Below are 25,366 nucleotides of genomic sequence, written 5' to 3' on the forward strand. Positions count from 1 at the left end.
TCAAAAAAACAAGTAACATGAATTTGTTTGGAATGGAAAAACATCACACGAAGTCGTTGTGGCTATTGGCAATTTTAATAGCGTTTAGTACAACGGTGTGTGCACAGGGCACTTCGGTTACAGGACGTGTCTCTGACGAAAAAGGAGAGTTGCTCATAGGAGTGAGTGTTCAGGAAAAAGGTACTACCAATGGTACTATTACCGATACCAATGGGCAGTATAATCTCAAGTTATCTTCTAAAAATCCTATTCTGGTGGTTTCTTATATAGGATATAAGCCTCAAGAAGTAAAGGTTGCCAAGCAGAAAGTGCTTGATGTAATTTTAGTAGAAGATGTGTCTTCTTTGGATGAGGTAGTAGTAGTGGCTTATGGACATCAGCGTAAGGTATCAGTAGTTGGAGCACAGTCTTCAATGAAGATAGAGGATATAAAGATGCCGACAGCTAATTTATCTTCTGCCATTGCCGGCCGTTTGCCGGGTGTAGTAGCTGTACAACGTACAGGAGAGCCGGGACACGATGATTCGGACCTTTGGATTCGTGGTATTTCTACACTGGCAGGCCAGAACTCTAAACCACTGGTATTGGTGGATGGTGTGGAGCGTAGTTTTAACAATATCGATCCTGAAGACATCGAATCATTCACTGTATTAAAAGATGCTTCGGCTACAGCCGTGTATGGAGTGCGTGGTGCTAATGGTGTAATTTTGATCAAGACTAAGCCGGGTAAAGTTGGTAAGCCGCAGTTCTCTGTTGATTATTATGAAGGTTTTGTGACATTGACCAAGAAACCGGAAATGGCAGATGCTTTTACCTATATGGATGCTGCCAACGAAGCTTATATGGATACTAAAGGTAGTATGCTATATTCTCCACAATACATTGAGGCAACAAAGAAGGCTCACGGATTACTACCGAATGATAACCCGCTGATGTTCAATCCTTATCTGTATCCGAATGTGAACTGGATGGACGAATTGTTTAATGACTGGGGACACAATCGCCGTGTAAATGTCAGTGTACGTGGTGGTGTGCCTAATGCCACTTACTACGTTTCATTAAGCTATTATAATGAAAAAGGTCTGACTCGTACTGCTGAAATGGAAAATTACGATGCGAATATCCGCTACGACCGCTACAATTATACAGCTAACTTGAATCTGAAGCCAACGGAAACAACTACTATCGATTTGGGTTTCAACGGTTTCCTTTCAATGGGTAATTATCCTCAACAGTCTACCAGCGACTTGTTTGCGTCAGCTATGGAAATCAATCCGGTGTATTTGCCGTTGATGATGCCTGATGGTTCTGTGCCGGGTATCTCTACCAATGGTGATCTTCGTAATCCATATGCTGATTTGATTCGTCGGGGATACAAAAATGAGGCAAGAAATCAGCTGAACTCCAATATTCGTTTGACACAAGATCTTGGTTTCTGGAAATGGAGTAAAGGTTTTTCTGTTTCTGCAATGTTAGCTTTCGACGTACATAATAGTCGTGACTTGAAATATAACAAGCGTGAAGATACATATAACTTTGCCGGAACCAAAGATGAAAACGGCTTATGGAATGACGATGTGTTTGATGAAAACGGTGACTATCGTTATGCATTGACATATACAGGACATAAAGATTTGGCCTTCGACCAAAGTGCATCTGATTCCAGAAGCACCTATTTTGAGGCTTCATTAAATTATGACCGTTCTTTCGGTTTGCATCGTATAGGCGGACTCTTGCTATATAATCAGAAAATTTATCGTTCAAGTTCCGATAATTTGGTAGGCTCTTTACCTTATAAACAACAAGGGTTGGCTGCCCGTGTCACTTATTCTTGGAATGACCGCTACTTCTTCGAAGCAAATGCCGGATACAATGGTTCCGAGAATTTCAGCCCCGACAAACGTTTCGGTTTCTTCCCTGCATTCGGTATTGGTTGGGCTGTTTCCAACGAATCTTGGTGGACACCTTTGCAAGATGTTGTTTCTTACTTTAAGGTGCGCTATACGGATGGTTTGGTTGGTACGGATGCTGTAACAGGACGTCGTTTTATGTACCTCGATCAGATGGCTAGTGTAGATGGTTATCGTTTTGGCGATCAGAATAATGGTGTTGGTGGTTGGGGATTCAGTAAATATGGAGCCAATGTAGGTTGGTCTACTTCCCGTAAACAAGATTTGGGTGTTGATTTAAAATTCTTCAAAGACAATCTTTCATTGACATTTGATGTCTTTAAAGAACATCGTAAGGACATTTTTATTACCCGGCGTGTTATTCCTGATTATTCAGGATTTGTAGAAATGCCTTATGCCAATCTGGGTGTAGTAGACAATAAAGGATTTGAAGCTACATTAGAATATACCCAACAACTCGGCAAACAATGTTTCCTGACTGTTCGCGGAAATTTCTCATGGAATGAAGATAAAATCATAGAGAACGACGATCCTCGCGTACAATATCCATGGATGGAAAAGAGAGGAACAAACGTAAACGGACGTTGGGGATGGATTGCTGAAGGATTATTTACCAGCGAAGAAGAAATTATGGATCATGCCAAGCAGTTTGGTGAAGGACATCCGGGACAGATTTCGAAAGTGGGTGATATTAAATATAAAGATTTAAACGGTGATGGAGTGATTGACGATTACGACCAATGCTTGATAGGACAAGGGGATGTGCCTAAAATTTATTACGGCTTTGGTGCAGACTTACAACTGGGTGATTTCTCTATTGGTGCACTCTTTGCCGGAAATGCCAAGGTGGATCGCTGTTTGAGCGGCAACGCCATTTATCCTTTTAACGATGGTTCGGGTATTACCAACTTGTTTGCAAACATTACCGACAGATGGTCTGCTGACGATCCGACCAATCAGGATGTATTTTATCCGCGTCTGCATCATGGAAACAATGCTAATCAGAATAATATGAAAACCAGTACATGGTGGCAGAAAGATGTCAGCTTCCTGCGTCTGAAACAGTTGACAATCGCTTACCAACTTCCTAAGAAATTGATTAACCGGTCATTCTTGAAGAGTGCGCGTATTTATGTGATGGGAACTAATTTGCTGACATTCTCTAAGTTTAAGATGTGGGATCCGGAATTGAATACCAATAATGGTACATCTTATCCGAATGTACGCACATATTCAGTGGGTGTGAATGTGAGTTTTTAAATAATAATTAGTTAGCAAGGATATGAAAAATATATTTAAGATAGGAACTTTGGCACTGTCTTTGGCAGTCGGACTTAGTTCGTGCAATGACTTTTTTGATGCAATCCCTGGTCAGCAATATGATTTGGAGGATACGTTTACCAATCGCTCGAAAACGGAACAGTTTTTGAACAATGTGTATAACTATGTGCCCGACGAAACACTTGAACGTAGTGCAAGAAACACCATGTCTGGAATTTGGACGACCGGCTCGTTAGAATGCAAGCTTTCATGGGACGGAAATAATGGTAGCGAGTGGGCTTCAGGAGCTACCTATGCCGGTTCTTCATGGATTAACTTCTGGTACATCGAGTACTACAAAGGTATTTCTCGTGCCAGTACGTTTATAATGAACGTAGATCGTTGTCTGGAAGCTTCGGCTGCACAACGTAAACAATGGAAGGCGCAAGCCAGAGCGTTGCGTGCTTTCTATTATTTCATGATTTTCCGCTCTTATGGTCCGTTTGTGATTTTGGGAGAAGAGCCTATACCATTGGATATTTCAACAAGTGAACTGTTGAAGGAACGTAATTCGGTAGACGAGTGTGTGGATTTCATGGTAAAGGAATTTGATGATGCGGCAAATGATCTTCCTGACAGATATGATGGCTCTAATTTGGGACGTATAGATAGAGCTGCTTGTAAAGCTTTTAAAGCAAAAATGTTGTTATATGCAGCGAGTCCGTTGTTTAATTGCAATACAGACTATGCCGGTATCGTTAACCCGGAAAGTGGCAAACAGCTTTTCCCGCAAGATAAATCACAGGAAAAGGTGAAGTGGGAAACTGCACGTGACGCGTATAAGGCATTTTTCGATGAATATGGAAACATCTTCTCTTTGTATACGGAAAAGACTTCAGATGGAAAGATCGATTTCTATGAGTCTTATAGAAAAGCAACATCGGGAGTACTTTATGGTGCCGAGAACAAGGAACAGATCTTTATCCGGTTGGCAGATCATGATTATCGTGCTTATGAAACTACCCCTTATCATAAAGGATATGATGATAACAATGGTGCTTTGAGAGGTGGTTTGGGATTTGGTGTGCCTCAAGAAATGGTAGACTTGTACTTTATGAAAGATGGTCGTAGAATTGTAGACGATGAGAACTACGAGGAGTATGAAGGGGTACCTTCCAATGTGCATCTGGGTTGGTCTACGGATTATAAAGATGCTGTAGTCAGTACCAGAACTTATTTCAAAGCCAATTCAAATAAAACGTTGAAACAATGGGCTGATCGTGAGCCGCGTTTCTATGCAAATATCACGTTTAACGGCTCTACTTGGTTGAAGACAGATACTCCACGTGGAGAGGTGACGACAGAGTTGACTTTTAACGGTAATTCAGGCTATGCAAATGCTAACTGGGATGCGCCTTACACCGGTTATGGTATGCGTAAGATGGCACCGAAAGAAGGACGTAGTGGAGCTAACAGGCATTGTGCCACTTTGCTTCGTCTGGCCGATATGTATTTGGGGTATGCTGAGACGTTGAGCGCATGTGACCAACGTGATGAGGCCATTAAATATGTGAATAAGATACGTGCCCGTGCCGGTATTCCGGGGTATGGTGTGGCAGGTACAACTGACGATAACGGATTTGCATGTATTCCTTATGAAGACACACGTGATGAAGTAGATAAACGTATCCGCCGTGAACGTCTGATTGAACTGATGTTTGAATGGAATCATTTCTTTGATGTACGTCGTTGGAAAGTGGCTAATATGGCTGTGGGTGATGACTGGATTTATCCTAACTATCACAGAGGAGGTGAAGGTGGAGCAATTCATGGTATGGCATTCCGTTCGGATGCTCCTGCATTCTTCGAAAAAGTAGTGGTGGAGACACGTACATTCTTACCTAAACATTATCTCTTCCCGATTCCGGACGAAGACGTGCGTCGTAACCCGAAAATGGTACAAAATCTTGGATGGACAACGGAGTAATATACTCCGTTTGCCAACCTATGAATAATTTTAGAATTTAATGAGAAGAAAACAATGAAGATACCTCAAATAAGATTTAACGATACGAACGTAGTGAAGAAATTCTTTTTTCTCTTTGTTCTTTTTATTCCTGTCTGTTTTGCAGGCTGTTCATCCGACGACGATGAAGGGGGCAATGGAGGAGAAGATCCGAACGGAAACGCTCCGGCTTCTTATGTGCTTGGTTCGGGAAATACGAATATGCCGTCTAGTGGTACAATTATAGCCGAATATGCGGATGCTCCTGCCGGTTCGGAGATTAAGAATCTGGTAGATGATAATGCCGATACGAAGTATGTCACTTATCACAACAGTTTCCATATCACTTGGAATGGAAACAGTAGCAAGGCCGTGACTGCATATTCCCTGACATCTGCTGCCGACACACCCGAAATGGATCCGAAAGCATGGACACTTTACGGTTCGAATGACAATGCAACGTGGACGAAGCTGGATGCACAGACTAATCAAATTTTTGCAGCAAGAAAAGAAGAAAAGAACTATGAGGTAGATAATGCAACTTCCTATCGTTATTACCAGCTTTCTGTTGAAGCAAATAATGGTGGTACTGCTACACAGATAGCCGAATGGAAGTTGGTGGCTATGCGTTCTTATACAGAGAATATCAATGACCTGATTGCCAGCAAAGGCTCCAGTACGTTTAGTGCTATTACTCCAATGGGTAAACAGCATGAGAATGATTTGGAGGCTACGGCAGCGGATTTGAAATGGCTTGCTGATCCTACGGAAGAGCCGGAACCATTTGGAGACAACGGAACGAAGATGGCTTGGAATACGTTCAATGTAGTATCGCTTTATCCGAATGGAAGTCCTGCCTTATCGGATGTAAATCAGCGTTGGGTGGGTGACTGTTGCGCGTGTGCTGTTTTTGCTTCGATGGCTTATCTTTATCCCCGTTTCATTAAACACATTATTAAGGATAATAAAGACAAAACATACACGGTTACTATGTATGATCCGACAGGAAAGCAAATACCGGTAGGTGTAAGTGGAGATTATTTTATCGGTAATAGTGGTGATTTAGGTGCATTAGGTGGCAGAAACAAGGAGGTTACATGGGCTACGATCCTTGAAAAGGCGATGATGAAGTGGCGTCAGGTTTATCTGGGTAGTTCTAATGTCGGAGGTATCGGTACGGAATATGTATCTGCCATCTTTACCGGCGATGGAGAAAGTGTAGGTTTTGGTGCAGGTGCATTAATTGCTGAAGACTTGCAACGTGCTGTAGAAGTATCACTTAAACAAGGTCGTTTGGTTATTGGTGGTTTCACAAGAAGTGGTGAACAAGTGGATGAAAACTGGCAGACGACCAGTGGACATGCGTTTACCTTCATTTTGCCGGACGATGACTCTCATCTATTCAAGATGCGTAATCCTTGGGGAGGCACTACTGACGGTGTGATGAAAGTGAAAAATGATAACCGGATTCCACCGATGATTGACTTGCGTATTTGTGCCCCGGGAGCAGCCAAAAACTATGGGGTGGGACCGGACTTGGGAGGATATATCCCTAATTTTTAATTTCAAATCTTAAAAGAAGAATATCATGAAGAAATTGACTTATATAATGTTGTCGTTGTGCTGCTTTGCTCTTTATAGTTGCGGCATGACGGAACCTTGGAAAGACTGGGAGAACGAAGGTAATATGAGTGAAGACCGCCTGCGTCCTTCGGAAGTGAAAGATTTGTTATGTACGGCAGGAGGATGGAAAATGGCCTATGAAGGAGTTACTTTCTATTTCCAGTTTAGTGAGGACGGAGCAGTGACTTCGGATTCTGATGAAAGTTTGTTGAAGAATGCAGTTGGAACTGATTATTCTTTGGATTTTGAAGGTGAAAAGGTTGTTCTGCTTACGTTGCAGAATGGAGGTATGTTACAATATTTGGGAGAAAATCAGGAAAATACATTTGTTATTACGGGGTATTCTGATTCACAGATTGTTGCAACGGGCCAAGTGAATGGCAAAACGATGATTCTGAATTCGGTAACTACTGTAGAACTGCAACAAGCGAAGGAGAGAAAACGGCTGGCTATTATTGCTTACAATAAAGCTCAATCTATGGAAATACTTAAGACGGACTTGAGTAATGGATTACTTCGTAATGCATCAACCAATCAGTTTGCAGCACATTATGCGATGTCTTGTGATGACGATGATAATTGGAAGATTAAAATCTCATTGTTGGATGGCAAAATATTGAAGCATACGGAATATGCTATGACAATTAATACTACCAATGATGAGAAGGCTACATTAAGTATTGATGGTTTGACTGTGAATGGTGTGGCTGTTGGAGCACTATATTATAAATATGATACAGGAGATTTGAGCACGGATAATCCGGCCTTTAAGGTGGATTTGAATAAAAGCTCTGATATGTTGAAAACATATACAAGTTCTTGGAAAACACATATTGTTGATAGAGATAATATTTGTGATAAATTGACTGGATTGCTTACACAAATAGAATTTGATGACCGTTCTCCAAGGAATATTATAGTTTGTCCGGGAGAGACTGGTGCTGGTAAATGGCATTATGTAGGTTTTGTAATAAATGCTACAGCCAATGACGCGACCGGTTGTGTCTATCTTGAAAATACAGGAATTAATTACATTCTTGGAAGCTATGGTGATGATGCAGGAGTTGTACGGTCAATCCCGGTTTATAGTTCCTTCTTGGATTTCTGTTTTTCGGATAAGGGTGTTTGGATGTATGAAGATTCAGATTCATATCTTTATGTGATCAGTCCGGTCTCCGATGAATGGTTCAGAATGAAGATATAAAATGAAATAACTATTTTTTGAATCAAGCAAGAAAGTAAGAAGTACAACTTTTCTTTCTTGCTTGTACTTTCTGTTCCCGACAAATCATTTTATCATGATAGTTTTAGCTAAAGAATACCTAACTTTGCTGGCAGAAACGACGAAATAAATATATTCACCAATTATAATAGCTTAATTCGCTAACCATGAATAAAAAGAACCTATTGTCTCTTGGGACTGCCCTATTATTGGGTACTTCTCTCCTTTTTGCTCAAAAAGAACCAGTAGACTATGTCAATCCCCTGATGGGGACTGACTCTAAAATCTCGTTATCCAATGGAAATACCTATCCCGCCATCGCCTTACCGTGGGGTATGAATTTCTGGATGCCGCAGACTGGGAAAATGGGTGATGGCTGGACCTATACTTACGCTTCGGATAAAATCCGTGGCTTCAAGCAAACCCACCAGCCCAGTCCCTGGATCAATGATTACGGTCAGTTTTCAATCATGCCAATGACCGGGCAATTAAAAATAGACCAGGAACAGCGTGCCTGTTGGTTCTCTCATAAGGCAGAGAAGGCAACTCCTTATTATTACAGTGTATATCTGTCAGAATATAATCTGACAACAGAAATTGCTCCGACCGAACGTTGTGCCTATTTCCGTTTTACTTTTCCCGAAACGAAAGATGCCTATGTGGTCATAGATGCTTTTGATCGTGGCTCGTATATCAAAGTGATTCCCGAAGAAAATAAGATCATCGGATATACCACACGCAACAGTGGGGGCGTACCCCAAAATTTTAAGAACTATTTCGTGATAGAGTTTGACAAACCTTTCACCTTCAATAAAGTATGGGCAGATTACCATCTGGTAGAAAAACACCTGGAATTACAATCCAATCATGTAGGAGCGGCTATCGGTTTTGCAACGAAGAAAGGTGAACAGGTACATGCCAGAGTCGCTTCTTCTTTCATAAGTCCGGAACAGGCGGAACTCAACCTGAAAGAGATCGGTAAAAAAACATTTGAACAGACAAAAGATGCAGGACGTAAGGCTTGGAACGATGTGTTGGGACGTATCAGGATAGAGGACAATGATGAGAACCGTATGCGTACATTTTATTCCTGCCTGTATCGCTCCGTACTTTTCCCCCGTATGTTCCATGAGGTGAATGCCAAGGGAGAAACAGTGCATTACAGCCCTTACAATGGTGAAGTTCGCTCGGGCTATATGTTTACTGATACCGGATTCTGGGATACCTTCCGTTGTTTGTTCCCGTTTGTCAATCTGGTATATCCTTCCATGGGCGAAAAAATGCAGGAGGGATTACTCAATACTTATCTTGAAAGTGGCTTCTTCCCCGAATGGGCAAGTCCGGGACACAGAGGATGTATGGTCGGCAATAACTCTGCTTCGGTAGTGGCGGACGCTTTCATGAAGAATATCACTAAGGCGGATGCTGAAAAAATGTATGAAGGACTATTGACCGGTGCCAATAGCGTGCATCCACGGGTTTCGACTACCGGACGCCGCGGATATGAGTATTACAATAAACTGGGATATGTGCCTTATGATGTGAAAATCAATGAGAGTGCCGCACGTACATTGGAGTATGCATACGATGACTGGTGTATCTACCGCATGGGCGAGAAGTTGGGACGCCCGGCAGAAGAACTGGAGCTCTATAAGAAGAGAAGCCAGAACTACCGCAACTTGTTTGACCCGGAAACGAAACTGATGCGCGGCAAAAATTCCGACGGAACTTTCCAGACACCTTTCAATCCGTTTAAGTGGGGAGACGCCTTTACCGAAGGAAACAGCTGGCATTATACCTGGTCTGTCTTCCACGATCCGCAGGGACTCATCGATCTGATGGGCGGTAAGAAAATGTTTGTGAGCATGCTTGATTCGGTATTCAATCTTCCTCCGGTATTTGATGATAGTTATTACGGTGGAGTAATCCATGAGATCCGCGAGATGGAAATAGCTAACATGGGCAATTATGCACATGGCAATCAACCGATCCAGCACATGATTTACCTGTATAATTATGCCGGCGAACCTTGGAAAGCACAATACTGGCTGCGTGAGGCAATGACCCGCTTGTACTTTGCCACTCCGGATGGATATTGTGGTGACGAGGATAACGGCCAGACTTCCGCCTGGTATGTGTTTACAGCGCTGGGCTTTTATCCGGTATGTCCGGGTAGCAATGAATATGTGATGGGAGCTCCTTATTTCAGGAAAGCAACCATTACCCTGGAGAATGGCAGGAAGCTTGAAATTTCTGCTCCTAAAAATAGTGATGAGAACCGTTATATCCGTTCCTTGAACTATAATGGAAAGAACTATACGAAGAATTATCTGAATCATTTTGATTTATTGAAAGGAGGGCGATTGCTGTTTGATATGGATAATAAACCCAATAAGGGAAGAGGTGTGAATGAAACTGACTATCCATATTCTTTCTCTCGTGATAAAAAGTAAATAGATATATGTACGGTATAAAGAAGACAATAGGGATAATGGCTGTGGCGGCGGTTGCAATGTCGTCCGCCACGGCTCAACAGCCGGTAGATTATGTGAACCCGATCATCGGAACGAACGGTATGGGACATACCTTTCCGGGTGCCTGCACCCCTTTCGGATGTATACAGTTAAGTCCGGACACAGACACAATTCCACATAACATAAATGGGGCTTATCAGAAGAACGCTTATGAATATTGTGCCGGTTATCAGTATCGGGACAAGACGATTGTCGGCTTCAGTCATACGCATCTTAGCGGGACGGGACATTCGGACTTGGGTGATATTTTGTTGATGCCTGCTACCGGTGCACTGAAATTGAGTCCCGGCAGGGCGGATCATCCGGATGAGGGTTATCGTTCCCGTTTCAGCCATGCTACGGAAAAGGCAACTCCCGGATATTATGAAGTGATGCTGGATGATTATGGCATAAAGGCACAGCTGACAGCAACGCAACGGGTAGGAGTTCATAAATACACTTTCCCTAAAGGAAAAGACGGTCATCTTATCCTTGACCTGGTTCATGGCATTTATAACTACGACGGCAAAGTGCTCTGGGCCAACTTGCGGGTGGAGAATGACACGTTATTGACAGGCTATCGCATCACAAATGGATGGGCGAGAACCAACTATACTTATTTCGCTATTTCTTTGTCGCAACCTGTCAGAGACTATGGCTATAAGGATAAAGAAAAGGTGCTTTACAATGGCTTTTGGCGTCGCTTCAATATGGACAAGAACTTCCCGGAGATTACGGGCCGTAAGATTGTAGCCTATTTCAATTTCGATACAGCCCAAGAACCGGAACTGGTTGTGAAAGTAGCACTCTCTGCTGTCAGCACCGAGGGAGCTGTTAAGAATCTGCGCGCCGAAGCTTCCGGAAAGAGCTTTGAACAGCTGGCTGAAGCAGCCCGTACAGACTGGAATAATGAACTGGATCATTTTGAAGTGGAAGGAACTGCTGATCAGAAAGTAATGCTTTACACTTCACTTTATCATACGATGATTAATCCGTCTGTCTATATGGATGTGGATGGAGCTTATCGCGGTCTGGATCATAATATTCATCAGGCGAAAGGCTTCACCAATTATACCATATTCTCGCTCTGGGATACATACCGCGCAGAACATCCGTTTCTGAATTTGGTAAAACCTGAACGAAATTCGGATATGGTGGAATCCATGATAAAGCATGAACAGCAGAGTGTGCACGGAATGCTGCCTGTCTGGAGTATGATGGGGAATGAGAACTGGTGTATGAGCGGATATCATGCTGTATCAGTGTTGGCGGATGCCATTACTAAAGGAGTCTTTTCCAATGTTGATGAGGTTTTGGCTGCCATGGTAAGTACTTCTACCGTACCTTATTATGAGGGAATATCGGATTACATGAAGCTGGGTTATATCCCATTGGATAAGAGTGGTACAGCCGCTTCCTCTACATTGGAATATGCCTATGATGACTGGACTATCTATCAGACTGCCTTGAAATCCGGTAAAAAGGATATTGCAGAAACCTATCGGAAGCGTGCCTTGAATTACCGTAATATCTATGATACTACGATTGGCTTTGCCCGTCCCCGTTATAGCGACGGTTCATTCAAGAAAGATTTCGATGTATTGCAGACCTATGGCGAGGGCTTTATTGAAGGGAATTCCTGGAACTTCTCTTTTCACGTGCCGCATGACGTGTTTGGGATGATGGACCTGATGGGAGGAGAAAAGACGTTTGTCGATAAACTGGATAAACTGTTCTCCATGCATCTACCGGAGAAATATTACGAGCATAACGAGGATATCACGGCAGAATGTCTGGTTGGCGGGTATGTGCATGGCAATGAACCGAGCCACCATGTCCCTTATCTCTATGCCTGGACCTCCGAACCATGGAAGACCCAGTACTGGCTGCGTGAAATCCTGAACAAAATGTATAAGAACGATATCAACGGTTTGGGTGGTAATGATGATTGCGGACAGATGTCTGCATGGTATCTTTTCTCGGTGATGGGGTTCTATCCGGTTTGCCCGGGAACGGATCAATATGTATTGGGATCACCGTATCTGCCTTATCTGAAGTTGAAGCTTCCCAATGGAAATACGTTGGAGATTAGGGCTCCCGGTGTCAGTGATAAGAGACGTTATGTACAGTCGCTGAAGCTGAATGGAAAAATCTATGATAAGATGTACCTCACGCATGAAGATATACTGAAAGGCGGGGTACTTGAGTTTAAGATGTCTGCATCGCCGAACAAGCGTCGTGGTTTGTCGGCAGAAGACAAGCCTTACTCATTAACCAATGGTATTAATAAATAATAGAATAAAGATATGAAAAAGAGACATTTGATCTATGTAGCCTGCCTGTTGGTAGCTATGGGGGCTTGTTCGGCAACCTCAAAAGAACGCGCTAAAATAACGCCTGATGCATGGGGTAAATATAATGTAGGAACCGTCTTATTTGAGGATAAAGCACCGGAAACGAAGGGTTCGGATATTTATCACCGGATTATCCCCGATGCGGAATCTTATATCAAAGCCCAGGCGCGTGAAGTATTGGCTACGCTATATAATTCACCGGAAGATAGTATTCCTACGGTAAATAAAATACATTATACGTTGGAAGATATCGAAGGCGTTTCTGCCAAAGGTGGTGGTAATGGGGATGTTACAATCTTCTATAGCACACGGCATATTGAGAAATCATTTGCTGCCAATGATACGGCAAAATTGTTTTTTGAAACACGCGGAGTACTCTTACATGAACTGACACATGCTTATCAGTTGGAACCGCAAGGAGTTGGTTCTTATGGAACTAACCGAGTGTTCTGGGCATTTATCGAAGGTATGGCAGATGCGGTGCGTGTGGCAAATGGTGGTTTTGACGGTCCTAACGCACGTCCGAAAGGCGGGAACTATATGGACGGGTATCGCACAGCGGGTTATTTTTTCGTTTGGTTGCGTGATAATAAGGACCCGGAGTTCTTGCGTAAATTCAATCGTAGTACGTTGGAGGTGATTCCCTGGTCGTTTGACGGAGCGATCAAGCATATTTTAGGGAATGAATATAACATTGATGAACTGTGGCACGAGTATCAGGTAGCTGTGGGAGATATACAAGCACAATAAAGAATAAATATGATTTGTAGATTTGGTAAAAAGAGATTGTTTTTGGTTTGGTCGTGTCTGGTGAGTATCTTGCCGGGCATGGCTCAAACCGAGAAACTGATTGATTACGTGAATCCGTTTGTTGGGACAGATGGTTATGGGAATGTTTATCCGGGTGCACAAATTCCTTTCGGAGGAATTCAGATGAGCCCGGACACGGACAGTAAATACTATGACGCAGCCTCCGGTTATAAATATAATCATTCTACTCTGCTGGGATTCAGTCTGACTCACTTAAGTGGGACGGGCATACCTGATTTAGGAGACTTTCTATTCATTCCCGGAACTGGAGACATGAAACTGGACCCGGGTACTCGTGAGGAACCGGAGAAGGGATATCGTTCCCGCTATTCACATGAGAAGGAATGGGCTTCTCCTAATTATTATGCTGTGGAATTGACTGATTATGGAGTGAAAGCTGAAATGACATCAGGAGTGCGCAGTGGGATGTTTCGTTTTACTTATCCACAGTCGGAGAAAGCATTTATCATGATTGATATGAACCACACTTTGTGGCAATCTTGTGAATGGGCGAATCTGCGGATGGAAAATGATTCCACTATTACCGGTTATAAATTGGTGAAAGGTTGGGGACCTGAACGACATGTCTATTTTACGGCTACTTTCTCAAAGAAATTAACCGGACTGCGTTTTATGCAGGATAAGAAACCGGTGATTTACAATACTTCCCGGTTCCGTAGTAGTTATGAGACTTGGGGAAAGAATCTAATGGCTTGCATTTCTTTCGAAACGAAGGGCGGAGAGGAAGTGATTGTGAAAACTGCTATTTCGTCTGTTAGTACCAACGGAGCAAAAAATAATATGAAAGAGCTTGCGGGGCTGACTTTTAATGACCTGAAAGCGAAAGGTGAAGCTCTGTGGGAAAAGGAATTGGGAAAATATACACTTACCGCTGATCGCAAAACGAAAAGAACTTTTTATACGTCAGCTTATCATGCTGCTTTGCACCCGTTTATTTTTCAGGATGCGGACGGTCAGTTCCGTGGCTTGGATAAGAATATAGAGAAAGCAGAGGGCTTTACCAATTATACGGTCTTCTCTCTTTGGGATACGTATCGTGCTCTGCATCCCTGGTTCAATTTGGTTCAGCAAGATGTTAATGCTAATATTGCCAATTCAATGCTGGCACATTATGACAAGAGTGTGGAGAAAATGCTTCCCATCTGGTCTTTCTATGGAAATGAAACCTGGTGTATGATTGGTTATCATGCTGTTTCCGTACTGGCAGACATGATTGTGAAAGGAGTGAAAGGCTTTGATTACGAACGTGCGTACGAAGCCATGAAGACCACAGCGATGAATCCGAATTATGACTGTCTGCCGGAGTATCGTGCCATGGGATATGTCCCATTTGATAAAGAAGCGGAATCGGTGTCGAAAACATTGGAGTATGCATATGATGATTATTGCATTGCACAGGCTGCCAAGGCTTTGGGTAAGGAAGATGATTATCGTTATTTCCTGAATCGTGCGCTTTCTTATCAGACCTTGATTGATCCTGAAACGAAATATATGCGTGGTAGGGACAGTAAGGGAAACTGGCGTACACCATTCACTCCAGTGGCTTATCAAGGTCCCGGTTCTGTGCATGGATGGGGAGATATAACGGAAGGTTTTACTGTTCAGTATACGTGGTACGTTCCTCAAGATATACAAGGTTATATGAATGAAGCTGGTGAAGATTGGTTCCGTAACCGATTGGATGAATTGTTCACTGTAGAATTGCCGGATGATATTCCGGGTGCACATGATATACAGGGACGTATTGGTGCTTATTGGCATGGCAATGAACCTTGTCATCATGTAGCCTATCTTTATAATTATCTGAAAGAACCTTGGAAGTGTCAGAAATGGGTTCGTACTATTGTTGACCGTTTCTATGGAGATACACCGGATGCGTTGAGTGGGAATGACGATTGTGGACAGATGTCAGCCTGGTATATGTTTAACTGTATCGGTTTTTATCCGGTTGCTCCATCGAGTAATGTGTATAATGTCGGTTCTCCTTGTGTAGAAGCGATAACCGTTCGGATGAGTAATGGAAAATCTATTGAAATGGTAGCGGATAATTGGTCACCGAAGAATGTGTATGTGAAGGAATTGTATGTCAATGGTAAGAAGTATGATAAATCTTATTTGAGATATGAAGATATACGTGATGGCGTGAAGTTACGTTTTGTGATGAGCAGTAAACCGAACTATAAACGTGCGGTATCGGATAAGGCAGTGGCTCCATCGTTGTCTCTTCCGGGAAAAACAATGAGGTTTCAATACGGACTTTAAACAGAATCTTTATCTTTGCATAAAGGCTTTCAAATAATATGGTATAACATAAAATAAAAACAATGAGAAAGTATTTATTGCTATCAATGTTCCTGTGCTTGGTATCGTTACTTCATGCCCGGAATAAGTTTGAGTTAGTTTCTCCTAATGGAGAAATAAAAGTGTCATTCAATCTCTCGGATAAAATCTATTATAGTATAGATTATAACGGAGATGTATTGTTGAAAGATAACTATCTTCAGTTGACACTAAAAAATCAAGTGTTGGGGCAGAACCCCAAGTTGCGTCGTCAGAAGCGTACGAGTATCGACGAACATTTGACTCCTGTTGTACCTTTGAAATATTCGAAAGTCAATAATCGTTATAATCAATTGCTGCTGACCTTCAAAGACTATTCAGTAGAATTCCGCGCTTTTGACGATGGAGTTGCTTACCGATTTATTACTTCACGAAAAGGTGATGTTGAAGTAATGGGCGAAGAGTTTGCGATCAACTTTCCGTCGGATTATTTGCTTCACTTGCAACAACCGGGAGGATTCCATACAGCTTATGAGGAACCTTACACACATGTTCAAAGTAATGCATGGAAGCCTGAAGAACGGATAGCAGTTTTGCCGGTATTGATTGATACACAAAAAGACTATAAAATATTAATCAGCGAGTCGGATTTGGCTGATTATCCATGTATGTTTCTCAAAGGAACGGGTACAAACGGAGCAATCTCTGTTTTTCCTAAAGCTCCGTTTGCGTTTGCCGAAAACAGTGATCGTAGCGTGAAGATTACTCAAGAAGCAGATTATATTGCCAAGACAAAAGGTACAAGAAATTATCCTTGGCGTTACTTTGTGATAAGTAAGAATGATAAGCAGTTGATTGAAAACATAATGACCTATCGGCTTGCTGAAAAGAATCAACTTCAGGACGTTTCATGGATAAAGCCGGGGCAGGTAAGCTGGGAATGGTGGAACGATGCCTCCCCTTACGGACCCGATGTGAATTTTGTTTCCGGCTATAATCTGGAAACTTACAAGTATTATATCGACTTTGCTTCAAAATTCGGCATTCCTTATATTATTATGGACGAAGGTTGGGCCAAAAGTACTCGTGACCCTTACACACCGAACCCCAAAGTCAATTTGCATGAACTAATTCGTTATGGCAAAGAAAAGAATGTAGGGATTGTGCTCTGGCTGACATGGTTGACTGTGGAAAACAATTTTGACCTGTTCAAGACTTTCAATGAATGGGGAGTGAAAGGACTTAAAATTGATTTCATGGACAGAAGTGACCAGTGGATGGTCAACTATTACGAACGGGTGGCCCGAGAAGCGGCTAAACATAATTTATTTGTCGATTTTCATGGTTCTTTCAAACCGGCAGGATTAGAATATAAATATCCGAATGTGCTCTCTTATGAAGGAGTACGCGGTATGGAACAAATGGGAGGCTGCTATCCGGATAACAGTCTGTATTTACCGTTTATGCGTAATGCTGTCGGGCCGATGGATTATACTCCCGGAGCAATGATTAGTATGCAACCTAATGTGTATAGATCAGAACGTCCGAATTCTGCCAGTATCGGAACACGGGCTTATCAGCTGGCATTATTTGTAGTTTTCGAAAGCGGCCTGCAGATGTTGGCGGATAATCCGACTCTTTATTATCGCAATGAAGATTGTACCCGCTTCATCACACAAGTTCCCGTAACTTGGGACGAGACTGTGGCATTGGAAGCTAAAGCGGGTGAATATGTAATTGTGGCGAAACGCAAAGGTGATAAGTGGTTCATAGGAGGAATCACTAACAATGGTGAAAAGGAACGTGAATTTACCATCAATCTGGATTTTCTGAATAAGGATCGTTCCTATCGGATGACATCTTTCGAAGATGGTATCAATGCAGGACGTCAGGCGATGGATTATCGTTGTAAGTCGTCGCAGGTGAAAGCCGGAGAACAGTTGACTGTGAAGATGGTCAGAAACGGAGGTTTTGCAGCCGTCATTGAGTAAAAAAACATCGATTAGAGTGGTTATCTTCTTGAGAACCACTCTTTGAACTCTGCTACTCTCGCCTTGCTGACAAGTATTTTTTCTTTGATTCCGGAATAACGCAAATTGATGGACAGTCGACTGTTAAACCATAAATCAATATCTTTGATAGCTTCTCTTGAAATTAGATATTGGCGGTTGGCACGAAAGAAAAGACTGGGATTGAGACAATCAGTGAGTTCATCCAATGTTTGGGAAAAGCAATATTCCGTTCCATCGGTTAAGACTACTTTCACTTGACAATCTTTAATATAAAACAATTGTATCATATCTACGGAGACAGGCAATAGCTTGTCTCCTTTTGTAGGAATGAGGAAATGGCTTTTGTAGTTTTCCTGTTTTTTGAGTGAATGTATAAGTTTCAGTAGCTCGTTCTCCTGCTGTGGAAGAGGAGGGTGATGCTTATCAATGACATCCTGTAAACCCTCCAACTTATTGAAAGCATGTTCTATGTCTTCTTTACCAATGGGTTTTAATAAGTAGTCGATGCTATTCACTTTGAATGCGCGTAGTGCATATTCATCGTAGGCGGTTGTAAAGATAATCGGGCAAGTGATGCTGACATGATTAAAGATTTCGAAAGCAGAGCCATCTGCCAGGTGAATATCCATAAACACCAGTTCCGGCATCGGATGGGAACTGAACCACTCGATAGTGGAACTGATACTGTCTAGTACAGCCTCAATTCTTGCATCCGGTTTTACCTCGTTGAGCAGTGAAGTCAGGTTTCGTACTGCTGCTTTCTCGTCTTCTATAATGACAGTCTTCATGGTATTATAGCAATAATCATTATTCTTGTAGTGATGCTGCAATCAGAGGAATGCAGACAGTAAACTCTTTATCTTCTGTTATTTGTATGTCCCGTTTAAACAAAAGCCTGTATCGTTTGGCAAGGTTGGCTAATCCGATGCCCGTTCCGGGAGTTGCAGTCCATTTGGGTTGAATGTCGTTACTGACGGATAAATTGCCATTATCGTCCGTTGTGATATGGATGGTCAGAGGCTTTCGGTTACTGATCTCGTTGTGCTTTACTGCATTTTCAATCAGTACTTGCACTGCCATTGGAGGAAGGAGGTGTTCTTCGTATGCATTGTTTATCTGTATGTCGAATTGCAGATTGTTCTCAAAACGCATCTTTAACAGAAATATGTAAGCAGAAGCAAATTCCATTTCTTCCCGGAGGCTGACACTTTGTGACTCATTGCTTTGTAAAGTATATCTTAGAACCCGGGAGAGTTCCTGGATGTAATCCTGGGCTTTATCCTGATTTTCGCGTACCAGTGAACGCAGGGTATTCAGCGAATTGAACAGCATATGTGGATTAAGCTGATTTTTCAGGACTTCATATTGATTGCGAATATTCTCCGCCTGAAGCTGTTCATTTTCAATAAGTACCTGTTGTTGTCGATATATCAGGTGAATGATGCAACAACTGCTGGTGACAAGACATGCTACAATGAAATCTCGCAATGGATGCAGATAATGATGTACCATGGCATCGATGGCCGGAATATCAAATGTTCGGTGCAGGAAAACAAATACCTGTCCTGACAGGTTACTCAATATCCATGTCAGGACGAAGGATAGCAGGATCTTTGTTCCTGTAATCTTGATGGAGGATTGATTGAAATGGAATAACCGGGTATTGATAGCGAAAAGCAGCAGTAAGGACAGAAAAGTGAATAGTATTTCATTTGCCACATCGATGAATTTCATGCCTGGAAATAGGGAATGGCTTTCGAAACGGTCGAAAAGCGATACCGATTCCGGGAAATGAATCAGTACAGCTACCGCCAGCGAGATGATGACTGTGGAAAGTATATACTTATCTTTTTTTATTGCTTTTGCTATCATACAACAAAGATAGTGGTTAATTACGAATTACCCATTACAAAACGTGAATGCCGTAGCCCGATTGACAGATTATTGTTTCTGAATGTGTGCGGTGACGTACATACCGGGCCGGAATTGTGGATTTGTCTCTTTAATGGAAGCATATACCTCGAGCGAACGATTGGTTTCGTCCACCTTTTGTCCGATAGAAATCACTGTACCATGAAAAGTCTGTGTTCCCATTCCGTTCGCACGAAACTGTACCGGACTGCCGACCTGTATGTCTACGAGATCTTTTTCGTAAGTAGTCAGGCAAAGCATCGGGGCACTTTTATCTATGAGTTCGCAAAGTGCTTCGCCCGGATTGATATATTTGCCGACATTCATTGCTACATTGGCTGCATAACCGCTGATAGGAGCTTTGACTTCCAATAGTGGCTGTATTCCGTTCCTAAGTAATGTTTCCGGATGGATGCCTAAAAGAGACAGTTGTGCGGCTGCAGCATCTTGGCGACTTTTCATAGAAAGATAATCCGCTTTACTTTGCTGGAATTTCTTTTGAGAAGCAGCTTGTTCGGCAGAAAGATTTTTTTGGCGTTCGTATTCTGCCTGGAGATATTCTGTTTGCGCGTGACTGTCCAGATAGGTTTGTTGAAGGGTGATAAACTCCGGATTTTCTAATGTGGCGATGACACTGTTTGCAGCCACCCGTTGTCCTGGCAGTAGAGAGGCTTTTTTTATGATACCTCCCATAGTCAAAGCGATGGTTGCCTGACGTTGGGGAGGAAGAACTATTCGCCCGTTGAACGAAACCTGATTAGGCTTTGAGGTGGCTGAAGTGATGGCGTCCACTTCGGGTTGTGCGATGGTGTCTGTTGGCATTTCGGCAACGGGGGACGTGGAAGATTTGTCGTCCGTAGTTTGCTGGTTTCCCTTGCAAGCTACCAGCGCAAGTAAAAGGATTGGATAAACTATCTTTTTCATATACAATGTTTTATAATAATTATTATGGGTGATGGATGTCATTCAAAGTCCCAATTTCGTACCTACTTGAAAAGTTCATATTCTAAGGCAGCAATATTGTATTGGTAGACTGTTTCAATATAGCCTCTACGGATATCTCTGGCAGTAGTTATCGACTGTATATACTCGGCAATGCCTGTTTCGCTCTGCTGTAATTGTAGATTAGCCGCCTTTGTCAGTTCATCGGCCTCTTTTAAGGCAGAAGAGGTGTAATATCGTAAACTTTCGTTATATCTGCGGAGGGAAGCCTCTAGCTCGAATATTTTATTTCTTAGTTCCCGAATGTTGGCATCCGCTTGGATTTGCGCGGAAGTGGCAGATAGCCGTGCTTGTTTCACTTTGCTCTTTTGAGGTAGGAAATAGAGCGGGAAAGACACCCCAACCATCCAGGCATTTAGATTTTTCAACGGGAGAATGTCCTGACGTGTATATCCCACACTGATTTCCGGGAAGAAATGGCTTTGTTCGATGTGAAGCATTGCTTTTGCTTCATCTGCCTGACTTTGGAAGTAAGCGGTATGTGCTTCCGACAAACTTCCGTTCGAAATGCCGATATAGAATAAGGATAAGGTGGAATCGGCGGGAACAATCGGCTGGTTGGAGTAACAACTCCATTGAAAACGTGCCAATGCCATTTTCTCTTCTTCCTGTGCCTGAAACCTGCGGTTGTGCAGATCAGCAGCCATGGTTGTCATCATGTTCTTTTCAAGCAGGGTAATCTCTCCTTGTTGATAGCGTAGTTCTCCGATGCGTTGCAGTTCTTCCGCCATTTTGTCTTGATCTCGGTACATTGAACAGAGGTTGGTGGCATACTGGTAGTAGGCCCACGCCCTTTTCACCTCTGCTGTGATTTCTTTTTCCACCATCTGCCGATAATGAGTGTTTGTTTTCACTTGGCGGTTGACTAACGCATTCTTATAGAATGGAGTCAGAAGCGAGCCCAGATTTTGTTCGAAAGCCAGTTCCTTATCTTTTTTGTTTTCTCCGTTAAGTTGTCCCCAGGAATAGTTGAACGAAGTAGGAGTAGCTTCTATTATTTCTCCACGCGTAGCTTTGACCTGTTGAATAGCGTTATTGGCTATTTTTAGGCGCGGATGATTCTGTTTGGCTATTTCGATAGCCTGTTCGATGGTGACTGCTTGTGTTGGTTGAGCGGAAATGAAAGTGGGAAACAACAGGAGCAGGGGAGTCAATATGAAAAAAGGTCGGTGGAACTTGTTACCCGGACGTCTCCAGGTGACAAATGAATTTACAATTTTGTAGAACACCGGAATAATGAGCAAAGTCAGTACGGTGGAAATAATCAGTCCGCCGATTACTACTGTTGCCAATGGGCGTTGTACTTCCGCGCCGGCTGAAGTGGCGATTGCCATTGGGACGAATCCCAGAGAGGCAACCAGTCCTGTCAGGAACACAGGACGGAGCAGGTGGGGAGTCCCTCTTTTGATAATCTGATTCGTACTCATAGAGTAAGTATTTTGTTTACGGAGTTCGTTGAAATGATTCACCATAAGGATGCCATTCAATACTGCCACACCAAACAATGCAATAAATCCTACTCCAGCCGATATGCTGAACGGAAGTCCGCGTAGCCAGAGCGCGACGATGCCTCCGATGAGTGACAGGGGAACGGTTGAGAATACCATCAAGGTATAGGTGATGTTCTTGAAAGCAAAGAACAGTATCAATAGAATAAGCATTAATGCTACGGGAATGACTACCAGTAATGTATTGATGGCATTTTGCAAGTTTTCGAACTGACCGCCATATTCAAAGTAATATCCCGGTTTCAGTTGGATGTTTTTGTCCAGTGTCTTTTGAATGTTGGCTACAACCTGTTGTATATCCGCGTCCCGCACATTGACACCGATGACGATACGTCGTTTCGTTGCATCCCGGTTTATTTGCAATGGTCCGCTGACAAGGTCGATGCTTGCTACTTCTCCAACTGGAATTTGAATCCCTTCCGAAGTGCGTACAAACAATTTGTCAAGATTCAAATCGGCTACTTTATCCTGGTCAAGTCGTACTACAAGGTCGAATCTCCGTTCGTTTTCGAAGATTACACCTGTTGATTCTCCGGCATAAGCGGTTCGGATAATAGTGTTGAGTTCTTCTATGTTGATACCGTAACGGGCAATTTTGCTGCGGTTGTATTTTACTACCAGTTGGGGTAATCCCATCGTCTGTTCAACGATGACATCGGCTGCTCCCGGCACCTTTTCTACAAAGGTGGCTGCTTCTTTGGCTTTTTCGTACAGTTCGTGCGTGTCTTCTCCATATAGTTTGATAGCAATGTCTGCCTTGGCTCCTGTCATCAGCTCATTGAAACGGAGTTGTATCGGTTGTGAGAAATTGAATTCTGCTCGTTCGGACAGCGGAGTGAGCGCTTCTTTCATCTTATCCACCATTTCGGCACGACTTCCCGCGCTTGTCCATTCTTTGAAAGGTTTCATAATAATCATCACGTCGGCGTCTTCTACTGCCATTGGATCAGTGGGGACTTCTGCCGTTCCGATTTTGGCTACGACATGTTTGATTTCAGGAAATTTGTCCATTAATGTTTTCTCTGCCAGGCGGGATACTTCAATACTCTCGGTCAGTGAACTTCCTGCAGGCAGTGTCATTTGCATGGCAAAATCTCCTTCATCCAAAGTGGGGATAAACTCTGCTCCCAAACGGGTGAAAAGGAATAGTGAACCTACCAATGCGGCAAAAGCTATAATGACGGTACGCCATTTGTTACGGAGACAGGTGTACAGACCATGTTGGTATATCTTGTTCAACTTCTCAAAGAAGCGGTCGGCAAGTGTGGGTTTCACTACAATAGTATGCTTCAGGAAGAGCGATGCCATCATTGGAACATAAGTTAGCGAGAGAATTAAGGCTCCGATAATACAGAATACGAGTGTTTTGGCCATAGGTGTGAAGTATTTTCCCTCAATTCCGTTTAATGTGAGGATAGGGAAGAATACAATCAGGATAATCAATACTGCAAAAGTTGCGGAACGTGCTACACCAGAGGCTCCTTTTTCTACTTCTTTGTCCATTTCTTGGCGGGTCAGCGTACGGCCTCGGAATTGTTTTCCGTAAATGTGGGCGAGAATACCCTCCAATATGACAATAGAACCATCTACTACAATACCAAAGTCAATAGCTCCAAGACTCATCAGATTGGCGGTTACATTGAATATACGCATCATGATAAAAGCAAAGAGCATTGCCAGTGGGATGACTGATGCGACTATCAGCCCGGCGCGAAAGTTCCCGAGAAAAAGGATCAGTACCAGAAAAACGATTACCGCTCCCTCAATCAGATTGTTGACAACCGTAGAGATGTTCCGGTTGACTAGTTCCGAACGGTTTAGGTAGGGTTCGATACTGACTCCTTCGGGTAATAGATGCTGTATCTTTTCTACCCGTTTCTCAAGTTCTTGAGTCACGACATTTGCGTTGGCTCCTTTCAACATCATGGCAATTCCACCGACACATTCACCTTCGCCATCTTTTGTCATAGCACCGAAACGCTTGGGAGAACCGAATCGGACAACTCCTACATCGCTGATGTGTACCGGAATTCCATTTCGGTTGGTAACCACAATCTGTTCGATATCCTTGATCCGGGTAATCATACCTTCCGACCGGATATAGTAGGCATTCTTCACTTTCTCAATGTAGCTTCCACCTGTGTTTTGATTGTTACTGCTAAGTGCTTCGAACACTTCACCAATAGTAATATTCAAAGAGAACAAGGCATCCGGGTCTACGGCTACTTCATATTGTTTCAGATAACCGCCGAAACTATTGATTTCTACAATACCGGGTATACCGGACAACTGGCGCTTCACCATCCAGTCTTGAATGGTACGGAGTTCCATTGCATCATATTTCTTCTCATATCCGGGAGCCACTTTCAGTATGTACTGGTAAATTTCTCCCAGTCCGGTAGTGATAGGCATCATCTCCGGTGTTCCGAGTTCTGTAGGAATTTCACCTGCTACGGTTTGTATTTGTTCATTTATCAGTTGTCGTGCATCGAGTGTGGGTACACTTTCTTTGAAAACGACCGTAACTACTGATAGACCGAAGCGGCTGACGGAACGGATATCTTCGACATTCATAATATTGCTCATCGCTATTTCGATAGGCATGGTGATGAGCTGTTCTACTTCTTGTGGCGCGAGTGTAGGGGATACAGTCACAATTTGTACCTGATTATTTGTAATGTCGGGCACGGCATCAATAGGCAGTGTCAACATCGCATAGATGCCTCCGATAAACAGGAAGAGAGTAGTGAGTCCTACAAACAGCTTCTTTTTAATTGAAAAGCGTACAATTGCTGTAAACATGATTCTCGTTGTATTATTATTTCATGCTACAAAATTACAGTCTATCTTCGTCCGTTATCATTAAGAATAAATGAAGCGGAAAGATTGTGGGGTGAAGTGACGGAATCACGGATTGAAATGTGTCAGACGATTG

Annotated in this window: 13 protein-coding genes; 9 read left to right on the forward strand and 4 right to left on the reverse strand. The window is 42.8% G+C overall.

The features are described 5' to 3' along the window. Positions 1-17: 17 nt before the first annotated feature. The 9 genes from DXB58_RS00390 to DXB58_RS00430 all read left to right on the forward strand — a co-directional run bounded on the left by DXB58_RS00390 (position 18) and on the right by DXB58_RS00430 (position 17,989). On the forward strand, positions 18-3,170 hold the full coding sequence (locus DXB58_RS00390) for a TonB-dependent receptor (RefSeq protein WP_122135553.1): 3,153 nt from the start codon (positions 18-20) through the stop codon (positions 3,168-3,170). A gap of 22 nt (positions 3,171-3,192) precedes the next feature. Beyond that, positions 3,193-5,157, forward strand: coding sequence for a RagB/SusD family nutrient uptake outer membrane protein (locus DXB58_RS00395; RefSeq protein ID WP_122135554.1), 1,965 nt, complete (start codon positions 3,193-3,195; stop codon positions 5,155-5,157). Positions 5,158-5,211: 54 nt separating this feature from the next. Beyond that, positions 5,212-6,738: a C2 family cysteine protease gene (locus DXB58_RS00400; RefSeq protein WP_122135555.1), complete on the forward strand. Its 1,527-nt coding sequence runs from the start codon at positions 5,212-5,214 to the stop codon at positions 6,736-6,738. A gap of 25 nt (positions 6,739-6,763) precedes the next feature. After that, entirely contained in the window at positions 6,764-8,002 is a 1,239-nt protein-coding gene (locus tag DXB58_RS00405) for a hypothetical protein (protein ID WP_122135556.1), read from the forward strand. Positions 8,003-8,187: 185 nt separating this feature from the next. Further along, positions 8,188-10,473: a GH92 family glycosyl hydrolase gene (locus DXB58_RS00410; protein WP_122135557.1), complete on the forward strand. Its 2,286-nt coding sequence runs from the start codon at positions 8,188-8,190 to the stop codon at positions 10,471-10,473. Between the two features lie 38 nt (positions 10,474-10,511). Next, positions 10,512-12,827: a GH92 family glycosyl hydrolase gene (locus DXB58_RS00415; protein ID WP_369906965.1), complete on the forward strand. Its 2,316-nt coding sequence runs from the start codon at positions 10,512-10,514 to the stop codon at positions 12,825-12,827. Between the two features lie 12 nt (positions 12,828-12,839). Beyond that, positions 12,840-13,637: a basic secretory family protein gene (locus DXB58_RS00420; protein WP_122135559.1), complete on the forward strand. Its 798-nt coding sequence runs from the start codon at positions 12,840-12,842 to the stop codon at positions 13,635-13,637. Between the two features lie 9 nt (positions 13,638-13,646). Then, a complete protein-coding gene (locus DXB58_RS00425; RefSeq protein ID WP_122135560.1) occupies positions 13,647-15,980 on the forward strand; it encodes a GH92 family glycosyl hydrolase in 2,334 nt (777 codons plus the stop codon). Between the two features lie 62 nt (positions 15,981-16,042). After that, positions 16,043-17,989: a glycoside hydrolase family 97 protein gene (locus DXB58_RS00430; RefSeq protein WP_122135561.1), complete on the forward strand. Its 1,947-nt coding sequence runs from the start codon at positions 16,043-16,045 to the stop codon at positions 17,987-17,989. Positions 17,990-18,009: 20 nt separating this feature from the next. Here DXB58_RS00430 and DXB58_RS00435 read toward each other — a convergent pair whose 3' ends face one another. From DXB58_RS00435 to DXB58_RS00450, 4 genes are all read right to left on the reverse strand, one after another. Beyond that, positions 18,010-18,798 carry a LytTR family DNA-binding domain-containing protein gene (locus DXB58_RS00435; protein WP_122135562.1) on the reverse strand — a complete coding sequence of 263 codons (789 nt, stop codon included), beginning with the start codon at positions 18,796-18,798 and terminating at the stop codon, positions 18,010-18,012. 19 nt (positions 18,799-18,817) lie between these two features. After that, positions 18,818-19,882, reverse strand: coding sequence for a sensor histidine kinase (locus DXB58_RS00440; protein WP_122135563.1), 1,065 nt, complete (start codon positions 19,880-19,882; stop codon positions 18,818-18,820). Positions 19,883-19,951: 69 nt separating this feature from the next. Continuing rightward, positions 19,952-20,845 (reverse strand): efflux RND transporter periplasmic adaptor subunit, encoded by an 894-nt coding sequence (locus tag DXB58_RS00445; RefSeq protein ID WP_122135564.1) that lies wholly within the window; start codon positions 20,843-20,845, stop codon positions 19,952-19,954. A gap of 62 nt (positions 20,846-20,907) precedes the next feature. After that, on the reverse strand, positions 20,908-25,233 hold the full coding sequence (locus DXB58_RS00450; protein ID WP_122135565.1) for a CusA/CzcA family heavy metal efflux RND transporter: 4,326 nt from the start codon (positions 25,231-25,233) through the stop codon (positions 20,908-20,910). Between the last annotated feature and the right edge of the window lie 133 nt (positions 25,234-25,366).

The organism is Bacteroides sp. OM05-10AA (assembly GCF_003439055.1).
GTDB classification, from domain to species: domain Bacteria; phylum Bacteroidota; class Bacteroidia; order Bacteroidales; family Bacteroidaceae; genus Bacteroides; species Bacteroides intestinigallinarum.

Coding starts and splice junctions, on each gene's coding strand:
- DXB58_RS00430 (WP_122135561.1), top strand. CDS start 16,043: ATGAGAAAGTATTTATTGCTATCAATGTTCCTGTGCTTGGTATCGTTA.
- DXB58_RS00435 (WP_122135562.1), bottom strand. CDS start 18,798: ATGAAGACTGTCATTATAGAAGACGAGAAAGCAGCAGTACGAAACCTG.
- DXB58_RS00425 (WP_122135560.1), top strand. CDS start 13,647: ATGATTTGTAGATTTGGTAAAAAGAGATTGTTTTTGGTTTGGTCGTGT.
- DXB58_RS00395 (WP_122135554.1), top strand. CDS start 3,193: ATGAAAAATATATTTAAGATAGGAACTTTGGCACTGTCTTTGGCAGTC.
- DXB58_RS00440 (WP_122135563.1), bottom strand. CDS start 19,882: ATGATAGCAAAAGCAATAAAAAAAGATAAGTATATACTTTCCACAGTC.
- DXB58_RS00450 (WP_122135565.1), bottom strand. CDS start 25,233: ATGTTTACAGCAATTGTACGCTTTTCAATTAAAAAGAAGCTGTTTGTA.
- DXB58_RS00390 (WP_122135553.1), top strand. CDS start 18: ATGAATTTGTTTGGAATGGAAAAACATCACACGAAGTCGTTGTGGCTA.
- DXB58_RS00415 (WP_369906965.1), top strand. CDS start 10,512: ATGGCTGTGGCGGCGGTTGCAATGTCGTCCGCCACGGCTCAACAGCCG.
- DXB58_RS00420 (WP_122135559.1), top strand. CDS start 12,840: ATGAAAAAGAGACATTTGATCTATGTAGCCTGCCTGTTGGTAGCTATG.
- DXB58_RS00400 (WP_122135555.1), top strand. CDS start 5,212: ATGAAGATACCTCAAATAAGATTTAACGATACGAACGTAGTGAAGAAA.
- DXB58_RS00445 (WP_122135564.1), bottom strand. CDS start 20,845: ATGAAAAAGATAGTTTATCCAATCCTTTTACTTGCGCTGGTAGCTTGC.
- DXB58_RS00410 (WP_122135557.1), top strand. CDS start 8,188: ATGAATAAAAAGAACCTATTGTCTCTTGGGACTGCCCTATTATTGGGT.
- DXB58_RS00405 (WP_122135556.1), top strand. CDS start 6,764: ATGAAGAAATTGACTTATATAATGTTGTCGTTGTGCTGCTTTGCTCTT.